The organism is Saccharopolyspora spinosa NRRL 18395, assembly GCF_000194155.1.
Classification (GTDB): Bacteria; Actinomycetota; Actinomycetes; order Mycobacteriales; family Pseudonocardiaceae; genus Saccharopolyspora; species Saccharopolyspora spinosa.
The window spans coordinates 2,574,212-2,593,972 of record NZ_GL877878.1 but is presented as its reverse complement, the minus strand read 5'-3'; the positions used below and the strand labels follow the sequence as shown (position 1 = coordinate 2,593,972).

Here is a 19,761-nt window from a genome sequence, read left to right as displayed (position 1 = left end):
GGCCTCGTCGTTTTCCGGGATCGCGAGGCGGTGGCGGGCCCACTACGGTTGCCCACGTGACATCGATCAACGATCCGGAGGTCCGTGCCTTCCTCGAAGCGGGCACCCGCACCGGCATGCTTGGTTTCACCGCGAGCGACGGGCGACCGCTGGTCGCGCCGGTGTGGTTCGTGCTGGACGACGGTGATGTGGTGTTCAACACCGGCAAGAACACTGCGAAGGGCCGCGCGATCGCCCGCGATCCGCGGGTCGCGCTGTGCGCGGACCTGCCCGAGCCGCCGTTCGCCTTCGTACAGGTGCAGGGCATCGCGGAGCTCTCGGAGGATCCCGCCGAGCTGCTGCGCACGGCGACCGAGATCGGTGGCCGCTACATGGGACGGGACCGGGCCGAGGAGTTCGGCCGCCGCAACGGGGTGCCGGGCGAGCTGGTGGTCCGGATCCGGCCGACCAAGGTGATCGCCAGCCTCGACATGACGGGCTGACGGCTCCAGGCGCGTTGGTTCCGCTGGCAGGTGGCCGCGACCTTCAGTTGATCGCGGCGTAGGGGGTGCGGCCAGTGGTCGCCTTCTCCAACCAGGCGCGCCAGGAACCCGCGGCGTTCGCCGGTTCGGCCCACGGGATGCTGCAGCGGACCATGCGGGTGCCGCCGGTGGTCAGCCAGCGGTAGACGACCCGTGCCTCGTCGGCGGTCGTGCCGTGCAGCGGTCCCGCACCGGGGATCACGGTCTCCGCCGACGCCTGCAGCAGATCCACGATCGGCATCGGCGGGACGCCGCGCCGAGCGGTGCCAGCGGCGGCGAGTCGCCCGTGCCGGATTACCGACAGGTGCCAGCCGCCTCGGCCGTCCGGCCGGGCCGCTACGAGCTCGGGCACGCTGGTCAGGGCGGCCAGGCGGTGCCCGCGGTCCAGCGAGCGCACGAGCGCTGCCAGTTGGTCGCGGTGCACGGAGGCGTCTTCGAAGCGTTGCGCGGCGGACAGCCGGTCGAGCTCGTCGCGCAGCCGATCCAGCAGATCGGCGCTGCGGCCGCGGATGACGTCCCGGATGGAGATCACTGCGGGCTCGTACTCCTCGGCGCTCTGACGGCCCGCACAGGGCGCGCCGCAGCGCTTCAGCTCGTACAGGGCGCAAGGCCGGCCGCTGGGTTCGCGCGCCGAGATGCGTTCAGCGCACCGCCGCACGGTCGTGGCGGACTGGAGCGCCTCGACGGCGTCGGCGGCGGCTTGGCGGGAGCTGAACGGGCCCAGCGCATCGGGTTTCGGGATCCGGACCACCGACAGGCGCGGGAACGGTTCGTCGGTCAGCACCACCCACCAGGCGCGCTGCGGGAACTTCGAACGCCGGTTGTAGCGCGGCTGGTGCGCGGCGAGCAGCCGCAGTTCCCGGACCTCCGCCTCCAGCGGGTGAGCGCACACCACGTGGTCGACCCGCTCGGAGATCAGCACCATCTCCTTGATCCGGCTGCGCCGCTCCCCGGCGGTGAAGTACTGCCGGACCCGCCGCCGGAGGTCGGTCGCGGTGCCGACGTAGAGCACCTCATCCTTCGGGCCGCGGAACAGGTAGACGCCCGGTGAGTTCGGCAGACCGTCGGCGAGGCCGCGCTTGCGCCGCTGCTGCGGTGTGACGTCCGGCAGGTGGCCGAGCAGGTCTTCCAGCGTCCGCACCCCGAGCGGACCGACGCGCTCCAGCAGGGCGTGCAGCACGTCGACCGTGGCGCGAGCGTCGTCCAGCGCGCGGTGCACGGGAACGGTGCGGGCGTTGAGCACCCGCGCCAGCGTGCCGAGCTTGTGGTTGGGCGTCTCGTCGCGGGTCAGCACCCGGCGGGACAGCCGAACGGTGTCCACCACCTGCGGCTTCGGCCACCGCAGACCGAGCCGCTCGCAGTTGGAGCGGAGGAACCCGATGTCGAACGGGGCATTGTGCGCCACCAGCACGCTGCCGCGGCAGAACTCCAGGAAGGCCGGCAGCACCGCGTCGAAGCGGGGCGCGTCGACGACCATCGCCTCGGTGATGCCGGTGATCGACACGATCGAGGGCGGAATGCCGCGATCCGGGTTCACCAGCGTCGCGAACTCGCCGAGCACTTCGCCACCGCGGACCTTGACGGCACCGATCTCGGTGACCGCATCCCCGTCGCGGTCACCACCGGTGGTCTCCAGGTCGACGACGACGAAGGTCACCTCGTGCAGCGGGACTTCCTCGGTGGCGAGGAGCTCGTCGAAGGACAGTTGCGGGTGCGCGGACATCGGCGCTCAAGTTACGTCCCGCTACCGACAGGACCGGTGATCGCCCCGGTCTTCAGTCAGGCCGGGGAGGAAACGCGTCAAGTCTGTGCACGAGGCGACCAGGCGATTGGCAAGGTCATCGGCGCGCTGAGCGAGAACCAAGCCAGCACAACAACCTTTTGCCTTCTGGGGAAACCGGGCCGGTTCCGACCCGGCTGGCGTTGATCGTGGCAGACCAGGCTGCTCGCCCAGCGGTCAGGCAGCGAGCGGCAGCGAGAGCCGGGAATCCCTCCTTTGATGCGGGGGAGGGTTCGAGTTACGTCCTGCTACCGCAACAGGGTCGGTGGATGCGGGATTCCGGCACCCCGGCCGTTAGCCTGTGGGGGTGGTACCGCCGAAGCCGGGGTCAGCCGATACCCCCACCCCCGACGAGTCTGCTGTGGACAGTGCGCAGCAGGCCGGTGGTGGCCCGCCGATCGACTGGGACGCGCTGCCCGGCCCGCTGCGTCTCCGGCTGGCGGAACTCGCTGCCGGCGCACTGGACGAGATGCGCGCGTCGGACGTGCCGGGCCAGCTTCGCCCGGTGGTCCGCTTCGCCCCCGCCAAGCGGGCCAAGCTGGGCCAACCTGTGTTGATCGCTGCGCTGCGCGACTCCGGGGTGTTCCACACCGCCGTTGTGGACTGGTGCCGCAACCACCGCCCCGGGGCGCTCGCCCTCGACGACACCGACCCGGTCGCGGTCGCCGCGGCCGTCGTGCTGCTCGGCTCGCCGATTGCGCCGCACTACGTGGACCTGATCGCGTTTCGCACCGAACATGGCCAACTGCGAGCCGAACGCGACTCCGCGATGGCGCGAGTCGAACGGCTGACCGCCGACGTCGAGCGGCTGCGCGGCGAACTCACCGAAGCCAAGCAGATCGCCGACCGGGTAGGTGGCGAGAACAGCGCGGAGGCGGACCGGCTGCGCAAGCGCCTGCGGGAGCAGGGCGTGCGTCTCAAGGAAGCCAAGGACGCCGCGGTGCACGCGCGCAGCGAGCTGGAGAAGGTCCGCGCGGAGCGCGAGGCTGCGCTCGGGGAGATCGCCGCGGAGCGGGACCGCGAGCGGACGCGAGCGCAGGACGAGCGACGGCGCGCGGAGCGCGCGAGCGCCGAGGTGGAGGTCGCGCGGCAGTCCGCCCGAGAAGCCCGTCAGGGCGACGAGGTGCGGCTGGCGCTGCTGCTGGACACGCTGGAGGGCGCCGTAGGCGGCCTGCGGCGCGAGCTCGGGGCGAGCGGGAGCGGGCCGCGGCCCGCGGACGTCGTGCAGCGGGTGCGCGCGCATTCCGGCGCGACCGGCGAGGTGCCGGACGTCGCCTCGTTGGACCGGTTGTTGGCGTTGCCCGCCGTGCATCTGATCGTCGACGGCTACAACGTGACCAAGACCGGATATCCGGAATTGCCGCTTTCCGATCAGCGGGATCGGTTGGCACACCAGTTGGCCGCGTTGTCGGCGCGGACTGGCGCGGAGGTCACCGTGGTTTTCGACGGCGCCGACGTGCTGGCGGTGCCGACCGCCGGGCCGCGCGGCGTCCGGGTGTTGTTCAGCGAGGCCGGGGTGCAGGCCGACGACGTCATCCGGGATCTCGTCTCCGCCGAACCGAAGGGGCGTCAAGTCGTGGTGGCGACCTCGGACCGGGCCGTGGTCACCTCCGTCCGCCGGCGGGGTGCTTATGCCGTTTCGTCCGCGATGTTGCTGGCTCGGCTGAACCGGGTCTAGCAGCTTGCCGATGCAACCGACCGCCTGGCGATTCGGTGGGTACGTGGCCGATCTCATAATCGATCACCGAGTTGTCCCGGATCTCCCTACCGAGCGGATTTTTTCGTCGCTATTCCAGGTAGTTAAGCCGCAAGATTCGTCACCGTGAGCGCATGACTCTCCTCCGTTAGAGGTCTTGTGCATCGGTGCACAATTTTTTCGACCCGCTTCTGGACGTTGCGGCTCACCTTTCGTAACCTACTCGGGACCTCGTGGCGATCAGTTGCCCAGACCGGGCGGCCTGCGGGGCACCGCTGCATCGACTTGTCGGGGAGTCGGGCCGCGCCGGGCAGGGGGCAACCGGGCGGTAAGCGGGTGGAGACGAAGGAGCAGTGCGCGACGTGGAGTCGCACCGACTTAAGCGCTCTTTGCGAGGTGCCCTGGCCGCAACCGCGGTCGCAGCCGTCGTTGGTATGACCTCCGGGCCGGCACTCGCAGACCCGCAACTCCCTAACAACGCCTCGGACGCGGCCAAGCAGGTCCAGGAGCTCCAGCACCAGGCCGAGCAGCTCACCGAAGACGCCAAGAAGGCCGAAGACGACCACAACGCCAAGAAAGACGAGCTGGACCGCGCGAACCAGGAGGCCGGTCAGGCCGAGCAGGTCGCCAACCAGGCCCGCGCCGAGGAAGAGCGGTAGCGGTTCCGCGGCAAGGTCGACCAGCTCACCCACGCCTCCTACCAGGGTGCCCGGCTGAACAAGCTGTCGGCGCTGCTTGTGAGCGAAACCCCGGACGACTTCCTGGACCGCGCGTCCGCGCTGGACGTGCTGGCCAAGGACAACAACGACGCGGTCAAGGCGGTGTCCTCGGCGCGGCAGCAGGCGGAAACCGCCGAGCACGCCGCGCAGGACGCCCGCAACCGCGCCGTGCAGGCCGAGGCGGATGCCGCGCGCATCGCCGAAGACCTGGACCAGAAGACCAAGGCGATGCAGGACCAGATCGCTAAGGCCAGGCAGCGCTACAACGAGCTCAGCAGTGCGGACCGCGACTCGCTGAAGTCCGACGGCGAGACGGGCGTCGGCTCGATCGGCGGTGCCGGTGCGGCGGTCGCCGCGGTGAACGCCGCGCTGAGCAAGCAGGGCTCGAGCTACGTGTGGGGCGCGAAGGGGCCGTCGACCTTCGACTGCTCCGGGTTGACCTACTGGGCCTACAAGAATGCCGGCGTGACCATCGGCGGCTCGACCAAGACCCAGGTCGGCGAGGGCCGTAGCGTCTCCGCCAGCGACCTCAAGCCGGGCGATCTGATCTTCTTCTACAGCCCGGTCAGCCACGTCGCCATGTACATCGGCAACGGCAAGGCGGTGCACGCCCCCACCGAGGGCGATGTCGTCAAGGTGGCCGACTACAAGAAGATCGGCCCGGTTACGGCGATCCGACGAATCGCGGGCTGAGCCTGCACCACGCGACTTCCGGGGCCGGCACCACGAAGAAATGCCGGCCCCGGAAGTGTGTCGGGGGGCCACGGGTCCGCCGATGTGATCGGGAATACCATGCGCCCTGTGCCTGCGCCGGGGACGTATCGGGGGTGGCTGGCGGCTGCCGCCGCCGGCGCCGTGCTGGCCGGGATTTCTTCGCTTTCGCTGCCGTCGCCGGAACCTCCGCGCACCGCGCCGGTGCAGGTGTCCGGGCGGGCTGGGTTCACCGTCGCGACGTCGCCGCCGGAGGTGGCTGTGCGGCACCTGCTGGAGCAGCGGGCCGCCGCGGTCCGCTCCGGTGACGAGTCGGCGTTCGCGGCCACGGTGGACCCGAAGTCGCCGCCGGACTTCCAGCGGCGACAGCACGAACTCTTCCGGAACCTCGCGACGATCCCGGTCACCGAGTGGGCCTACCAGTTGGACGGCGCGACCGGGGACCGGCCGCCGGTGCCCGAGGCTGACGAGACCTGGGCGCCGCGAGTGGTGCTGCGCTACGCGCTGACCGATGTGGACAGCGTGCCCACCCAGCGCCCGCTCGGCTACGTGTTCGCCCGGCGCGGCAGTTCCTGGTACCTCGCGGGCGACGAGGGCGCGCACGGGAACGCTTGGCGCGGCCCGTGGGACTTCGGGCTGTGCCAGGTGCGGCGCACCGCCACCGGAATGGTCATCGGCCACCGCCGGCAGCCGGTGGAGCGGGTGGCCCGGCAGCTCGACGTCGCCGTGGCCGACGTGACGCGGATTTGGGGTCCGGGCTGGTCCCAGCGCGTCGGCGTGGTGCTGCCGGAGTCCAGGGAGGAGCTGCGGTCGCTGGTGGGGCCGGAGTTCGCGGTGGACGACATCGCGGCGGTGGCGGTGGCCGATCGGGTGGACGTCGCGGCTCGCCGGGTGGAGGGCCCGCGCGTGGTGCTCAACCCGAAGGCGGCGAGCGAGCTCTCCGACACCGCTCTGAGAGTGGTTCTGCGGCACGAGATCACGCACATCGCGGCCCGGGCGGACACAGTGGACGGTGCGCCGATGTGGATGCTGGAGGGCTTCGCGGATTACGTCGGCTACCGCGGTAGCGGGGTGGCGCCCAAGTACATCGCCCCGGACCTGGTCCGCCAACTACGAGAGACCGGGCCACCGGCGAAACTGCCCGACGACGGCGACTTCCACCAGGGCGGACGACGCCTGGACCTGGCGTACCAGCAATCCTGGTCGGTGGTCCGCCATCTCGCCGAACGCCTCGGCGAACGACGCCTCGTGGACCTCTACCGCCGCGTCGCGGCCTCGAACTCACCGACCACAGTGGACAAGGCGCTCCGCGAGACCACGGGCCTCACCAAGGACCAGCTGGTCGTCGACTGGCGAGCAGACCTCCCCGACACCTTCGGCTGATCTTTTCGAGGCGAAGGTCACCTTAGAGCGAGCAAGTCGCTCGGAGAACTCACCCGGGGTGGTGGCAATTTCGCGCGAAACCGGCGGCCCTGCGAGGACGAGCGCTCCTACTTGGAGTAGATGGCTTCGATCTCGGTCGCGTGGTTCTCGGCCACCTTGTTGCGCTTGAGCTTCATGCTCGGCGTCAGCTCGCCGGTGGCCTCCGTGAAGTCCTGCGGCAAGATGCGGAACTGCTTGATCTGCTCCGCGCGGGACACCGCCTTGTTGGCCTCGTCGACCGCCTTCTGCACCTCGGCGCGCAGGTCTGGGTCGTCGATCAGCTCGGACGCCGAGGTGTTCTCCGGGCGGGCGTTGTTCGCCAGCCAGGACGGCACGAACTCCGGGTCGAGGGTGATCAGCGCGCCGATGAACGGCTTCTGGTCGCCGACCACCATGCACTGGCTGATCAGCGGGTGCGCCCGCAGCGCGTCCTCCAGCACCGCCGGGGCGACGTTCTTGCCGCCCGCGGTGACGATGATCTCCTTCTTGCGGCCGGTGATCTTGAGGAAGCCTTCGTCGTCCAGCGAGCCGAGGTCGCCCGTGTGGAACCAGCCGTCCTCGAGGGACTCCTTGGTGGCGAGCGGGTTGTTCCAGTACTCGCGGAACACGACGTCGCCCTTGATCAGCACCTCGCCGTCCTCGGCGATGCGCACCGACGTGCCGGCCACCGGCTTGCCGACGGTGCCGACCTTGAACGCGGACTCCACGTTCACCGCAGCGGCGGCGGTGGTCTCGGTGAGCCCGTAGCCCTCCAGCACCGGTACGCCGACGCCGCGGAAGAAGTGCGCGAGCCGTTCGCCCAGCGGCGCGCCACCGGAGACCGCCGCGATGCAGCGACCGCCGAGCGCTGCCCGGAGCTTGCCGTACACGAGCTTGTCGAACAGCGTGTGCTTGAGCTTCAGCCCCAAGCCGACGCCGCCGTCGTCCACGGCCCGGCTGTAGGCGACCGCGATGTCCTCGGCGAGGTCGAAGATCCGGCCCTTGCCGCTGCCGTGCGCCTTCTGCTTGGCGGTGTTGTAGACCTTCTCGAACACCCGCGGCACGGCCAGCACGAACGTCGGCCGGAACGAGCTGAGGTCGGTGACGAGGTCCTTGACGTCGCTGGTGTGGCCGAGGGTGACCCTGCCGTACACGCACATCACGGTGATCGCGCGGGCCAGCACGTGCGCCATCGGCAGGAACATCAGCATCGAGTTGCCCGGCCGGGTCAGCTGCGGGAAGGCCTCGATGTCCGCGCGCACCTCGGCGAGCATGTTGCGGTGCGTGAGCACACAGCCCTTGGGGCGGCCGGTGGTGCCCGAGGTGTAGATCAGCGTCGCGACGTCCTCGGCGCGCACCGCGCGGCGGCGCAGATGTAGGTCCCGGTTGTCGACGTCCGCGCCGAGCGCGGTCAGCTCGTCGACCGCGCCGGCGGCCCCGCCACTGGTCGGGCCCTCGATCTGCCAGACGTGGGAGACCTCGGAGAGCCGGTCGACGACCTTGTCCACCTCGGCGCGGTGCGCCTCGGTCTCCACGATCACGGCCCTGGCGCCGGAGTCGTTGAGGATCCACTCCACCTGGTCGGCGGCGGAGGTTTCGTAGATCGGCACCGTGACGCAGCCGGCCGCCCAGATCGCGAAGTCCAGCAGGCTCCACTCGTACCGGGTCCGCGACATCAGCCCGACCCGGTCACCGGCCTGCAGGCCGGCGGCGACGAGGCCCTTGGCCACGGCCAGCACCTGCGCGGCGAAGTCGGCGGCGGTGACGTCGACCCAGGTGCCGTCCACCCGGCGTCGGAAGCTCACGGTGCTCCCGAAGCGCTCCGCGTTGGCCCACACCATGTCGGTGAGGTTCTCGTCCTCGGCCACAGTCGTCGTGGCGGGTGCGCTGAACTCTCGCACGTCGAAACCTCCGGAAACACGCCAGTCAGTGGGGCACAACCTAACGCCGATAGTTACTGTGCGGTAGTCCTCGTGGGTCTCCCGCTGCAGTCAACACAGCGTAGTCGTCACGGCGATTAGCGCGGTGCCGCCGGTTGGCGGCTTGCGCCATTCGGCGTGACACCCACCTCAACGGGCGTTCCACCGCGGTACCGGAACGGATTAGGTTCGACGTAGGAGTTGTCGGCGGATGGGAGTTGAGTTGCGCGTCCACGTCGTTTCGGACGTTCATGGCAACGTCGAGGCCCTCAAGCGCGCGGGGGACGGCGCGGACGCGTTGGTGGTGCTCGGCGACCTGATCGACTTCGTCGACTACCACGACCACGGAAAGGGCATCCTGGGGCGGGTTTTCGGCCCGGAGAAGGTGGCGCGTTTCGCCGAACTGCGGCGCAGCCGCTGCGGGCCCGAGTTCGGGGCGTACGTGCGTTCGTTGTGGGCGGGGCTGACCGATCCGGCGGCAGTGGTCGAGGAAGCCGTCCGCGAGCAGTACGACGAGCTGTTCGCCGCGATGACCGCGCCCGCCTACGCCACCCCCGGCAACGTCGACGCGCCCCGCCTGTGGCCGGAGTTCGTCCGCGACGGCATCCACGTGCTGGACGGCGAGAGCGTCGAGATCTGCGGCCTGACCTTCGGTTTCGTCGGTGGCACCCTGCTGCCGCCGGGTGCGACGCTGCGCCGTCACGCTGCGTGGGTGCCGTACCTCAGGCCGGAGGACGAGTACAACGCCGCCCTGGCGGCGCTGCCCGAAGTGGACGTGCTGTGCACCCACCTGCCGCCGGCCGTTCCGGAGCTGATCTACGACGTGGTGGCGCGGCGGCCCGAGGACGGCTCGACCGCGCTGGTGGAGCGGATCGTCGCCGACCAGCCGCGGTGGTCGCTGTTCGGGCACGTGCACCAGCCGCTGACGCAGCGCATGCGCATCGGGCGCACCGAGTGCGTCAACGTCGGGCATTTCAAGCGCACCGGGCGGCCGTATGTGATCCAGTGGTGAAGGTGAGGAAAAACCCGGCTCCTCCGCGCCGCTGCCGTCACGCGCACCCGGTAACCTGCGGCGCATGGTCGATCAGTCCACCCAGTCCATCGTGATCGAGGCCCCCGCCGGGCAGATCATGGCAGCCATCGCGGATTTCGCCGCCTACCCGGAGTGGGCGGAAGCGGTGAAGGAGACCGAGGTGCTCTCGCGCACCTCGGACGGCGACGCGGCGAAGGTCCGCTTCGTGCTGGATGCCGGGGTGGTCAAGGACACGTACGTCAACGTCTACGACTGGGCGGCCGACGGGCTGTCGGTGAGCTGGGAGCTCGTCGAAGGGGGCGTGCAGAAGGCGCAGCGGGGCAGCTACCGGCTGAACCAGCTGACGGACGAGCGCACCGAGGTGACCTACAGCCTGGCCGTGGACCTGGCGATCCCGATGATCGGCCTGTTCAAGCGCAAGGCCGAGAAGATGATCATGGACACGGCGCTGAAGGAGCTCAAACGCCGCGTCGAAGGCGCGAAGTAGGACGCTGGCCGAAGCCCGACCGAGACCGAGACGATCCGTTGCGAATCCTGCTGTTCACCGGAAAAGGCGGGGTGGGCAAGACCACCCTCGCGGCAGCCACCGCCGCTCGCGTCGCCGGGCACGGCGGCAAGGTGCTCGTCGTCTCCACCGACCCGGCGCACTCGCTGGCCGATGCGCTCGACGCCGACCTCGACGCGCACCCGCGCGAAGTTCGACTGGACGGTTCGCGCGCCGTGCTGCACGCGGCCGAGGTGCAGACCCGCGAACTGGTCGACGGCACCTGGCGCGAACTGCGCGAACACCTGCGGACCATGCTGCAGGGCGCGGGGGTCGACGACGTCGACGCGGAAGAGCTCACGGTGCTGCCCGGGGTGGAGGACCTGCTGGCGCTCACCGAGGTGCACCGGCTCGCCGCGAGCGCGCTGTGGGACACCGTGATCGTCGACTGCGGCCCGACCGCCGAGACGTTGCGGCTGCTCGCGCTGCCCGAATCGCTGGCCGGGTACCTGGAACGGCTGTTCCCGGCGCACCGCCGGGCCGTGCGCGGCCTGCTGGCCGGCATCGCCGGCAGCGAGCAGGTCGAGCGCTGGGACTCCGTCGCCGATGGGCTGGGGCGGCTCGCGGAACGGCTGGCCGGGCTCAAGGACATGCTCAGCGACGAAGGCACCAGCGTCCGGTTGGTGCTCACCCCGGAGTCGGTGGTGGCGGCCGAAACCCGCCGGACGCTGACTGCCCTGGCACTGCAGCAGATCCGGGTGGATGGCCTGGTGGCCAACCGAGTGGTGCCGCACCCGGGATCGGCGCGCGGTGCCGCGGCCGGGTGGCTGCGCACCCGTCGCCGTGAGCAGGAGAAGGTGCTCGACATGCTGCGGGGCGCGACGGAACTTCCGCTGCGAATGGTCGAACACCGCGCAGCGGAGCCGGTCGGCGCGGAGGCGCTGCTGGCGCTCGGCGACGAGCTCTACGCCGAGGTCGATCCGCTGGAGAACCCTTCGAGCACGCCGTCCATGCAGGTCACCGGCGGTGGGCGCGGCTTGGATGCGGAGTACGCCCTGCAGATCGCGCTGCCGCTGCACCCGTCGGCCGACCTGGATCTGGCCCGGATCGGCGCCGAGCTGGCGATCACCGTCGACGGCCGCCGGCGGCTTTTCGCGCTGCCCGCGGTGCTCCAGCGGTGCATCGTGATCTCGGCGGTCGCCGGTGACGACGGGCTGACCGTGCGATTCCGGCCCGACCCCGAGTTGTGGATGCGGTGAGAGATGCGCGACGAATCCCGGCACGACCAGCTATTCGAGGAGCTCCGCCTGCTGCTCGACGCGGCCGCCGGCAAGGCCGAGGAATACCTGCGCGGCTGCGATCAGGACGCCGACTCCGGCGGTAGGGCCAGCTGCGGTTGGTGTCCACTGTGCGCAGCGGTTGGGCTGCTGCGCGGCCACCGACCGGAGCTCAACGACCAGCTCGCGGGGATCGTGCAGTCGCTCCGGCAGATGCTGGCCGATGCGCGTCCGGTGGAAAAGCCCGAGGAGTCCGAGGAGTCCGGGGAGTCCGAAGAGGACGTTCCGGTGGTGTCGAAGGTCCAGCGGATCCGGGTCCAGCGGGTCGGCGGCACGGTGCTGGCCGACGACGAACCCGAGGCCGTGTCGCAGTGCTGACCATCGGAGTGGACGTCGGCGGGACCAGAGTGCGGGCTGGCGTGGTGGATCAGCACGGCGAGATCTTGGAAACCCACCGCGTTCCGACGCCGGCCACCAGCGCCGAGCTGAACGCGGCGATCGCGGACACGGTACGCGCGTTGTCCGACCGGTACGCCGTCGCCGGGGTCGGCCTGGCCGTCGCCGGGTTCGTCAGCGAGGACCGCCGGGTGGTGCGTTTCGCGCCGCACCTGGCGTGGCGGCACGTCGTGGTCGCCGACGAACTCGCCGACCGGCTCGGGCTGCCGGTGGTCCTGGAGCACGACGCGAACGCCGCCGCCGTCGCGGAGCAGCGCTTAGGCGCGGCAGCGGGGGCGCGGGTGGCCGCGTTGGTGGCCATCGGCACCGGCATCGGCGGCGCGCTGGTGATCAACGGCGAGGTGTTCCGGGGGGCCTACGGAATCGCGCCGGAGCTCGGACACCTGCGCGTCGTCCCGGACGGGCGGCCGTGTTCGTGCGGCAAACGCGGCTGCTGGGAGCGGTATTGCAGCGGCACCGCTCTGGCTGCCACCGCGGCGGAACTAAGGCAGGAGGAGCCGGGAGCGCCGGTCGAGCAGACCGGTGTCGAGGTGGCGCGCGCGGCGGAGGCGGGCGATCCGGTCGCCCGCCGCGCGGTGGCCGACCTGGCCCGCTGGCTGGGCGAGGGCCTCGCGCTGGTCGCGGACGTCTACGACCCGGAGGTGGTGGTGATCGCCGGCGGAGTGTCCGACTCGGCGCACCTGTTCATCGACGACGCCCGCGAGTACTACGCCACGGCCATCACCGGAGCCGGGCACCGCCCGCTGGCGAGGATCGTGGTGGCCTACTACGGAGATTCGGCGGCCATGATCGGCTCGGCGGCGCTGGCCCGCGAACACGCCTTAACCGAAGCTCCACACCTCGCCTGACGCCGCCGGGAGTTCGCCACAGCATCCTCCGGCGTGTCGGGCTCTGACACGCGGGAGTTCCGCGACTTCCATTGAAATTGCGGATTCCGTCAGACCTGGGCTCCGTCGTCGTTGCCGGAGCTCGGCGGGCCCTGGCGCAGTCGCAGCAGGAGCCAGCCGATGCCCGCGCTGATCAGCACCAGCCCCAGCGGCATCGACAGCGAGCTGGCCATCCCGGCCAGGCCGGGCACCAGCAGTGTCAGCACGCCGACCGCGATCACCGCGATCCCCAGCAGCGTCGTGATGCGCGGGGTCGGCAGCGGTGGCGGTTCCGGCGGGACGAAGTGCTCTTCCTCCTCGTCGGGCTGCGGCGTCCAGTCCCGCGGCCCCGCGTCGCGCTCGGGCTGCGGCTCGACTTCGGCCGCGTCCGAGACCGCACTCGCGGTGTTCGCGGCGCGGTCGGAAGGAACGTCCTCGGGCCACCGCGCGAACGTCGAGTCCCGCTCCAGGTCGGCGACTATCTCGGCGAATGCGGCGTCGATGTCCTCCGGCCCGTCGGGGTTGTCGCGGCGCGTGTTCATACGACTTCCTCGGCCCGTTCGCGGTGGATTCGTTGCAGGAACTCGACGCTACCGGCGAACACCGCCTGCGCGTCATGGTCCAAGGTCGCTACGTGGAAGCTGTCGGCCAGCACGACCTCCGTGAGATCAACGCTTGCGACCCCGTCCAGCACGATCGCGGAGTTGACCGGTTCGACGATGTGGTCGACGGTCGACCGGAACAGCAGCAGCGGCTGGCGCACCCGACCGAGGTCACCACGCACGATCCCCCACAGCTGCTGGAGGCTGGCCATCGCGCGCAGCGGCAACCGGTCGTAGGCGAGTTCGAAGCCGCCAGGTTTGGCGATGTCGCCGGGGATCCCGCCGACCGCCGGCCACACCCGGCTCAGCAGCGGCAGCAGCCGGGCCGTCTTGCGCAGCGTCATCACGGAGGGGTTGACCAGCACGATCCCGGCGATTTCGGGATGCCGCTGGGCCAATCGCAAGGTGAGCGTGCCGCCCATGGACTGGCCGAACACGAACACCAACCGGCACCGGTCGCGCAGCTCGGCGAGCTCGGCCTCGGCGGCGTGGTACCAGTCCAGCCAGGTGGTCCGGTTCAGGTCCGGCCACCGGGTGCCGTGGCCCGGCAGCAGCGGGCAGCGGACCGTGTACCCCTCCGCCGCCAGGTGCTCGCACCAGGCCCGCATGCTCTGCGGGGTGCTGGTGAAGCCGTGGCAGAGCAGCACGCCGATGTCTTCTGACCCGTCGTGGACGAACGGTTCGGCACCGGGGAGCACAGGCACCGCGGCCTCCCAACAGCATCGGCGAGCCAGTACCGCCTCATCGTCGCATGCGCGGCCGACATGCGGGGTGGCCTTGACGGTTCATCCACAATCGCACCGGCGAGATCGCCGACGGCGAGGCCGCATTGTGCCGGATCTCGGGGCTCCGTAGGCTGAGCAGGGAAGTCGGCGGCGAGGAGGCGGCGGAGCGGTGTTGTACTGGGTGATGAAGCACTTCTTGCTCGGGCCCTTGATGAAGCTGTTCTGCCGTCCGAAGGTCGAAGGCGTCGAGCACGTGCCGACCACCGGCGGCGCGATCCTGGTCAGCAACCACCTGGCGGTCGCCGACTCGTTCTTCATGCCGCTGATGATGCCGCGGCGGGTGACGTTCCTGGCCAAGCGCGAGTACTTCACCGGCAAGGGCTTAAAGGGCAAGTTCAAGAAGTACTTCTTCTCTGGCGTCGGGCAGGTGCCGATCGACCGCTCCAGCGGCGCCGCCGCGCAGGCCGCCCTGGACACCGGCGTCCGCCTGCTGCGCGAGGGGAAACTGCTGGGCGTCTACCCGGAGGGCACCCGGTCCCCGGACGGCCGGCTGTACAAGGGCAAGACCGGTGTGGCGAGGATGGCGCTGGAGTCGAAGGTGCCGGTGCTCCCGATCGCGATGTTCGGCACCGATCGGGTCAACCCAATCGGGTCGAAGATGTGGTACCCGCACAAGGTGGTGGTGAAGGTCGGCCCGCCGCTGGACTTCTCCCGCTACGAGGGCATGGCCGGCGACCGGTTCGTGGAGCGGTCGATCACCGACGAGATCATGTACGCCCTGATGGAGCTCTCCGGCCAGGAGTACGTCGACGTCTACGCCGCCAAGGTCAAGGACGACCTGGCCGCGCAGGGCAAGCACGTGGCGGGCTGGAAGACTCAGAAGCCCGCCGAGCGCCTCCCGGAGTCCAAGGCCGGCTGACGGCCCGAGACCGGACCCGGAACCGCCGCCACCTAGGCTGACCTGGTGCGGTACTTCTACGACTGCGAGTTCATCGAGGACGGACACACCATCGAGCTGGTGTCGATCGGGGTGGTCGACGAGTCCGGCCGCGAGTTCTACGCAGTGTCCACCGAGTTCGACGCATCTCGGGCCGGTGCCTGGGTTCGGCAGCACGTGCTGCCGCAGTTGCCGCCGCCCGCCGATGCGTGCTGGCGCTCCCGCGCCCGGATCCGTGAAGACCTGTATTCCTTCCTGACCGCGCGCAACGGGAACATCGAGCTGTGGGCCTGGTACGCGGCCTACGACCACGTGGCGCTGGCCCAGCTCTGGGGCGCGATGCCGCTGCTGCCGTCGCGGATCCCGAAGTTCACCCGCGACCTGCGGCAGCGCTGGGAGGACCTCGGCAAGCCGAAGCTGCCCGCCGCGCCGGACAACGCGCACGACGCCCTGGCCGACGCCAAGCACAACCTCGAACGCTGGCGGGTGATGGAGGAGGTCCGTCGCAAGCGCGGCTTCGCGTGATTCCAGACTCCTCGGAGGTGCCGGTTCCAGCTGGAACCGGCACCCCTTTTTTTTGCCGGATTCCTCGGGGCGGGTGTTCCCGGTCGTCTGCCGCGACCGGGATAACGTCCCGGATACTTGCTGCAACGATCCAGTTCGTGCCACGCTGTGACGCAGGGGAGACGCAGATCACTTCCCGTCCGGACTGGATCAGAGGAGGCGGCGAAAAGCGATGCCGGCTGGAATGCGTGTCGGAGTGCTCACCGGTGGCGGCGACTGCCCCGGGCTCAACGCTGTGCTCCGCGCGGTGACCCGCAAGGGGATTTCGGTTCACCAGCACGAGATCCTGGGATTCCGCAATGGGTGGCGAGGCCCGGTGGAGGGCCTGACCACGCCGCTGACCCTCGACAAGGTGGAGGAGGTCCTCAACCGGGGCGGCACCATCCTGGGCTCCTCGCGCACCAATCCGTACAAGGTCGACGAGGGGATCGCCAAGCTGAAGGCGACCCTCGAGGCGAACCGGGTGGACGCGCTGATCGCGATCGGCGGCGAGGACACCCTCGGCGTCGCCGAGCAGCTCACCCACGACGGGGTACCGGTGGTCGGGGTGCCGAAGACGATCGACAACGACCTGGACGCCACCGACTACACGTTCGGCTTCGACACGGCGGTGCACATCGCCACCGATGCCATCGACCGCCTGCGGACCACCGCGGAGTCGCACCACCGGGCTCTGGTGGTCGAGGTGATGGGTCGGCACGCGGGGTGGATCGCGTTGCACTCGGGGCTGGCGGGCGGCGCGAACGTCATCCTCGTGCCGGAGCAGCCGTTCAGCGTCGAGAAGGTCTGCACCTGGGTGGAGCAGCGCTTCGAGCGCCAGTACGCGCCGATCATCGTGGTAGCGGAGGGCGCGGTCCCGGAAGGCGGCAAGGAACTGCTGCTGACGGGGGAGAAGGACGCCTTCGGCCACGTCCGCCTGGGCGGTGTCGGCACCTGGCTGGCGGAGGAAATCGCGGCGCGCACGGGCAAGGAGTCCCGCGCGGTGGTGCTGGGGCACGTGCAGCGAGGCGGCACGCCGACGGCCTACGACCGGGTGCTGGCGACCCGCTTCGGCCTGCACGCGATCGACGCGATCACCGAAGGCGACTACGGCAAGATGGTGGCGCTGCGGGGCACCGACATCGTGCGAGTCCCGCTCAGCGACGCGACGGCATCGCTGAAGACGGTGCCCCTGGAACGCTACGCAGAAGCAGAAGTCCTCTTCGGCTGACCTGATTTGAAAACCGCCGCCCGGCCTGCGAGGTCGGGCGGCGCCTGTTCGTACGTTCAAACCCAAACGAGATGCAGGTTCGAGGCTTGATGCAGACCGAGGCGCATGCCTCAGCGCTGACCGCGACGAGCACTCGTGTTCACCCCGATCACAACGAACGCTCGAAGGATCCGGATGGGCCGGTGTTGGTGTTCTCGCGGGCTCGGTGGGCGTCGTTCCTGGCCGGGCTGAACGGGTGAAGTGAGCTCCCGCATGTGATCATCTCTCCGGTTCACCCGTGCGTGGGATGTCCGGTTCGCTAGGGTTGTCTCGGGTTGGGTGATCTGTGCCGGAGGAGGCTCGGGATGGCTGACGCCTACTCGCCTGGGGATCTGGGCTCGGCCGTCGGCTTCGCCGGTGCTGGCGCGGCGCTGGGCGCGATCGCGCAGCAGAATGACCAGCTGGCGCAACAGGTTTCATCCGGCCAGCTGAGGATGAACCCCGGCGCAGCCAACAAAGCCGCCGATGTGTATGAAGACGAGGCCTACGAGGTCGACCGACTCGCGAAGCAGGCTCTTGCACTCGCGCGTGTCGAGGGTTTGGGCGCGTACCGCTCTGCGCAGGAGTTGGCATCCAAGTTTGGGCAGAAGGCTACAAACGGCTCGACGGGAGCTGCTGACCTGCTGGGAAAGCTGCGTGACGAGCTGCTGCGGAAGGCGGATCTCTTCAGGCAAGCGGCGAAGGACTACGTGGCCACTGACGAGCGGATCGGTCAGGACTTGCAGAGGGGTAGTCAGGCGTGAAGGTGCTGTCTCGAACCGTCGTTGCAGTCTGTTCAGGCGCGGCTCTGTTGGCAGCCGCTGGGTGCGGTGGAGGTTCACCGAAGGACGTTTCCCCGGGTTCAATGGAGACGGATCAGGGGCTTGCGAAGGTTGATCCGTGCACGCTGCTGACTCCAGATGAACTTAAATCGTTCGGGTTCGAAGGACCTGGTCAACCGGAGACCGGCATTACTGCAGAGCCGGGTTGTTCCTTCAGGGGCAAGCCGTTTACCGCCACGTTCTACAAGAACCAAGAGAAGACGGTCGAGTCTTACAGCAAGCAGGACAACTGGGCGAAGTTTGACCGTGCAGAGGTCGATGGGCGTCCTGCGGCTAGTGCGATTGACAAGAGTGCGACGCAGGCGCGGATCTGTTCGGGTCTGTTCAACGCTGGTGGCGGCGTGATCATCATCGACGTGAGCGAGTTCCGCGACCAGGGACTTGATGAGTGTGCTGAGGGTTTGAAGATTGCTGAGGCTATTGCGCCTCGGATGCCGGGATAGCTGGGGGATCGATGGGGTTTCTCGAGTGGGCAGGGGGTGTAGCCAAGGGCGTCGGCGGTGCCATCGTTGATGGTGCCACCGCCGTGGGCAACGCCGTCGCAGAAGGCGCTGGCCAGGTCTACGACGCCGGCGCGGGCCTGTTCGGCTACAACACCCGGGCAAAAAACGCCCAGGAGGCCGCTGCTGCTGTTTCCGAGCAGTACAACGAGAAGTTGCGCCAGCAGCTTGCGGCGCAGAACAGTGCGATGGGCAGCGGCCTGGCGGTCGACCCCGCATCGATCACCCAGCAGGAGAACTGGCAGTCCTACAGCCACCAGGAGCTCTACGACACCAACCAACAGACGCTGGACCAAGGCAAGGCCACCGAAGCGGCCCAGCAGTGGCGGGAAATCGCCGCCAAGCTCAAGGAAGTCGGGCCAAGACTTCAGCAGAACGCCGGTGCGGCGATCGCAAGCGGCTGGGAGGGCGATGCCGCCCGTGCGGCCAACGATTCGTCGGAACCGCTGGTCAACTGGATGGCCAGCAGTTCAGAGGCGTTCCACCTAACCGGCAACAAGATCGAGGAAGCCGCCTCGGCCGCCGGTCAGGTCAAGGCGATGGTTCCCGAACCCGAGGTACATCACTACGGCCGGACCATGCTGGCCAGCATCCCAACCGGATTCGTTGGTGGCGGTATCGATGCGCTGGCGCAGATGCGGGAGCGGCAGCAGGCCGAGCGCGGGGCGCAGGAGACTATGGGGCGGGTGCTCAGCCCCACGTACTCCAATGTGGACACCTCGGTTCCGGCGTATCGGGACCTCAACGACAAGCCCACGCCGCCGCCCCCTCCGCCTCCGCCGCCCCCGATCGAGCCGCCGCCCCCGCCGGTTCCTCCGAGGAATAGGAACCGCACGGGCAGCGGACAGCCCTCGACGCCTTCGGTTGCCAACGTTGGCGACATCACCGGCGGCAACCCCAACATTCCGGCAGAAACCGGATCGGCGTGGACACCGGGTGACTCGCCGGCGAGGCTGCCAGGTGATCTGCCCGGGACCTTCCCCGGTCGTACCGGAAATGGAGACATGGGCGTCGGCTACCTGCCCGGCCCCGGCGCGGGACGCACTGGCCCTGGTGTCCCCGGCCCGGGAACGGCACGCGGCGGACCTGGCGGTGCAGGTGGTGCCGGCGGCGGTAAGCCCGGCGGGCTCGGAGCAGGTGGCGCCGGTCGACTCGGCGGCGGTGCTGGTGCGGGCACGCTCGGAGCCGGTGGTCGCGCCGGAGTCGGCGGGCTCGGCGCAGCCGGCGGTGGTGGAGCCGGTGGTGGAGCCGGGGGCGCGGGTAGCGCGGCCGGACGCGGCGGCACGGGCGCCGGTGGAATGGGCGCGGCCGGTCGGCGCGGCCAAGGCAGCGAAGACCAAGATCATGAGCGCCCCGGGTGGCTCGAAGAGCAGGACGACATCTGGCTCGAAGACATGCCCAAGACCGCGCCACCTGTGTTCGGCGCCTGACCAGTCCCCAGTTTCAATTGAAACTGGGGATCGTCGGCGTGTCGCACCACGACACTCCGACGCCACTGGG

At 69.7% G+C, this 19,761-nt stretch carries 21 protein-coding genes; 17 read left to right on the top strand and 4 right to left on the bottom strand.

The window, feature by feature from the left end:
• Positions 1–56 precede the first annotated feature (56 nt).
• Positions 57–482, top strand: a complete 426-nt coding sequence (locus SSPN_RS0112995) for a PPOX class F420-dependent oxidoreductase (protein WP_010695306.1) — start codon at positions 57–59, stop codon at positions 480–482.
• 43 nt (positions 483–525) lie between these two features.
• On the opposite strand, the gene SSPN_RS0112990 is transcribed toward SSPN_RS0112995, so the two are convergent.
• Positions 526–2,244: a DEDD exonuclease domain-containing protein gene (locus tag SSPN_RS0112990; RefSeq protein ID WP_010695305.1), complete on the bottom strand. Its 1,719-nt coding sequence runs from the start codon at positions 2,242–2,244 to the stop codon at positions 526–528.
• 418 nt (positions 2,245–2,662) lie between these two features.
• Between SSPN_RS0112990 and SSPN_RS0112985 the strand changes: the two genes are divergently transcribed.
• The 4 genes from SSPN_RS0112985 (at position 2,663) to SSPN_RS0112975 (ending at position 6,810) form a co-directional block, all read left to right on the top strand.
• On the top strand, positions 2,663–3,979 hold the full coding sequence (locus tag SSPN_RS0112985) for an NYN domain-containing protein (RefSeq protein ID WP_010695304.1): 1,317 nt from the start codon (positions 2,663–2,665) through the stop codon (positions 3,977–3,979).
• A gap of 371 nt (positions 3,980–4,350) precedes the next feature.
• Entirely contained in the window at positions 4,351–4,656 is a 306-nt protein-coding gene (locus tag SSPN_RS59640; protein ID WP_237710535.1) for a hypothetical protein, read from the top strand.
• Positions 4,657–4,734: 78 nt separating this feature from the next.
• A complete protein-coding gene (locus SSPN_RS43640; protein WP_237710534.1) occupies positions 4,735–5,409 on the top strand; it encodes a C40 family peptidase in 675 nt (224 codons plus the stop codon).
• 99 nt (positions 5,410–5,508) lie between these two features.
• Positions 5,509–6,810, top strand: a complete 1,302-nt coding sequence (locus tag SSPN_RS0112975; RefSeq protein WP_192814542.1) for a basic secretory protein-like protein — start codon at positions 5,509–5,511, stop codon at positions 6,808–6,810.
• Between the two features lie 107 nt (positions 6,811–6,917).
• Here the strand turns inward: SSPN_RS0112975 and SSPN_RS0112970 are convergent, their stop codons facing one another.
• On the bottom strand, positions 6,918–8,729 hold the full coding sequence (locus tag SSPN_RS0112970) for an AMP-dependent synthetase/ligase (protein WP_029535283.1): 1,812 nt from the start codon (positions 8,727–8,729) through the stop codon (positions 6,918–6,920).
• Positions 8,730–8,970: 241 nt separating this feature from the next.
• On the opposite strand from SSPN_RS0112970, the gene SSPN_RS0112965 reads away from it, so the two are divergent.
• From SSPN_RS0112965 to SSPN_RS0112945, 5 genes are all read left to right on the top strand, one after another.
• The gene (locus SSPN_RS0112965; protein WP_029535282.1) at positions 8,971–9,759 is read left to right on the top strand and encodes a metallophosphoesterase family protein; all 789 of its coding nucleotides are present in this window, start codon (positions 8,971–8,973) and stop codon (positions 9,757–9,759) included.
• Positions 9,760–9,823: 64 nt separating this feature from the next.
• The gene (locus tag SSPN_RS0112960) at positions 9,824–10,267 is read left to right on the top strand and encodes an SRPBCC family protein (RefSeq protein ID WP_010695297.1); all 444 of its coding nucleotides are present in this window, start codon (positions 9,824–9,826) and stop codon (positions 10,265–10,267) included.
• Between the two features lie 38 nt (positions 10,268–10,305).
• Positions 10,306–11,523, top strand: coding sequence for an ArsA family ATPase (locus SSPN_RS0112955; RefSeq protein ID WP_010695295.1), 1,218 nt, complete (start codon positions 10,306–10,308; stop codon positions 11,521–11,523).
• A 3-nt stretch (positions 11,524–11,526) separates the two neighbouring features.
• Positions 11,527–11,919 (top strand): hypothetical protein, encoded by a 393-nt coding sequence (locus SSPN_RS0112950; RefSeq protein WP_010695285.1) that lies wholly within the window; start codon positions 11,527–11,529, stop codon positions 11,917–11,919.
• Positions 11,913–12,845 (top strand): ROK family protein, encoded by a 933-nt coding sequence (locus SSPN_RS0112945; protein WP_010695278.1) that lies wholly within the window; start codon positions 11,913–11,915, stop codon positions 12,843–12,845. Before SSPN_RS0112950 ends, SSPN_RS0112945 begins: the two co-directional genes overlap by 7 nt.
• An 89-nt stretch (positions 12,846–12,934) precedes the next feature.
• On the opposite strand, the gene SSPN_RS0112940 is transcribed toward SSPN_RS0112945, so the two are convergent.
• Complete coding sequence (locus tag SSPN_RS0112940) at positions 12,935–13,405, bottom strand: DUF308 domain-containing protein (protein ID WP_010695273.1); 471 nt, start codon at positions 13,403–13,405, stop codon at positions 12,935–12,937.
• Entirely contained in the window at positions 13,402–14,169 is a 768-nt protein-coding gene (locus SSPN_RS0112935; protein ID WP_010695271.1) for an alpha/beta hydrolase, read from the bottom strand. The genes SSPN_RS0112940 and SSPN_RS0112935 overlap by 4 nt, the downstream gene beginning before the upstream one ends.
• 190 nt (positions 14,170–14,359) lie before the next feature.
• On the opposite strand from SSPN_RS0112935, the gene SSPN_RS0112930 reads away from it, so the two are divergent.
• The 7 genes from SSPN_RS0112930 to SSPN_RS0112900 all read left to right on the top strand — a co-directional run bounded on the left by SSPN_RS0112930 (position 14,360) and on the right by SSPN_RS0112900 (position 19,691).
• Complete coding sequence (locus tag SSPN_RS0112930) at positions 14,360–15,109, top strand: lysophospholipid acyltransferase family protein (RefSeq protein ID WP_010695270.1); 750 nt, start codon at positions 14,360–14,362, stop codon at positions 15,107–15,109.
• Between the two features lie 45 nt (positions 15,110–15,154).
• On the top strand, positions 15,155–15,652 hold the full coding sequence (locus SSPN_RS0112925; RefSeq protein WP_010695269.1) for a polyadenylate-specific 3'-exoribonuclease AS: 498 nt from the start codon (positions 15,155–15,157) through the stop codon (positions 15,650–15,652).
• Positions 15,653–15,875: 223 nt separating this feature from the next.
• Positions 15,876–16,901: a 6-phosphofructokinase gene (locus SSPN_RS0112920; protein ID WP_010695268.1), complete on the top strand. Its 1,026-nt coding sequence runs from the start codon at positions 15,876–15,878 to the stop codon at positions 16,899–16,901.
• A gap of 89 nt (positions 16,902–16,990) precedes the next feature.
• Positions 16,991–17,140, top strand: a complete 150-nt coding sequence (locus SSPN_RS50900; protein ID WP_010695267.1) for a DUF397 domain-containing protein — start codon at positions 16,991–16,993, stop codon at positions 17,138–17,140.
• A 105-nt stretch (positions 17,141–17,245) separates the two neighbouring features.
• Positions 17,246–17,683, top strand: a complete 438-nt coding sequence (locus tag SSPN_RS0112910; RefSeq protein WP_010695266.1) for a hypothetical protein — start codon at positions 17,246–17,248, stop codon at positions 17,681–17,683.
• Positions 17,680–18,204, top strand: coding sequence for a DUF3558 family protein (locus SSPN_RS0112905; RefSeq protein WP_029535281.1), 525 nt, complete (start codon positions 17,680–17,682; stop codon positions 18,202–18,204). Before SSPN_RS0112910 ends, SSPN_RS0112905 begins: the two co-directional genes overlap by 4 nt.
• 11 nt (positions 18,205–18,215) lie before the next feature.
• Positions 18,216–19,691 carry a PPE domain-containing protein gene (locus SSPN_RS0112900; protein WP_010695264.1) on the top strand — a complete coding sequence of 492 codons (1,476 nt, stop codon included), beginning with the start codon at positions 18,216–18,218 and terminating at the stop codon, positions 19,689–19,691.
• Positions 19,692–19,761 lie beyond the last annotated feature (70 nt).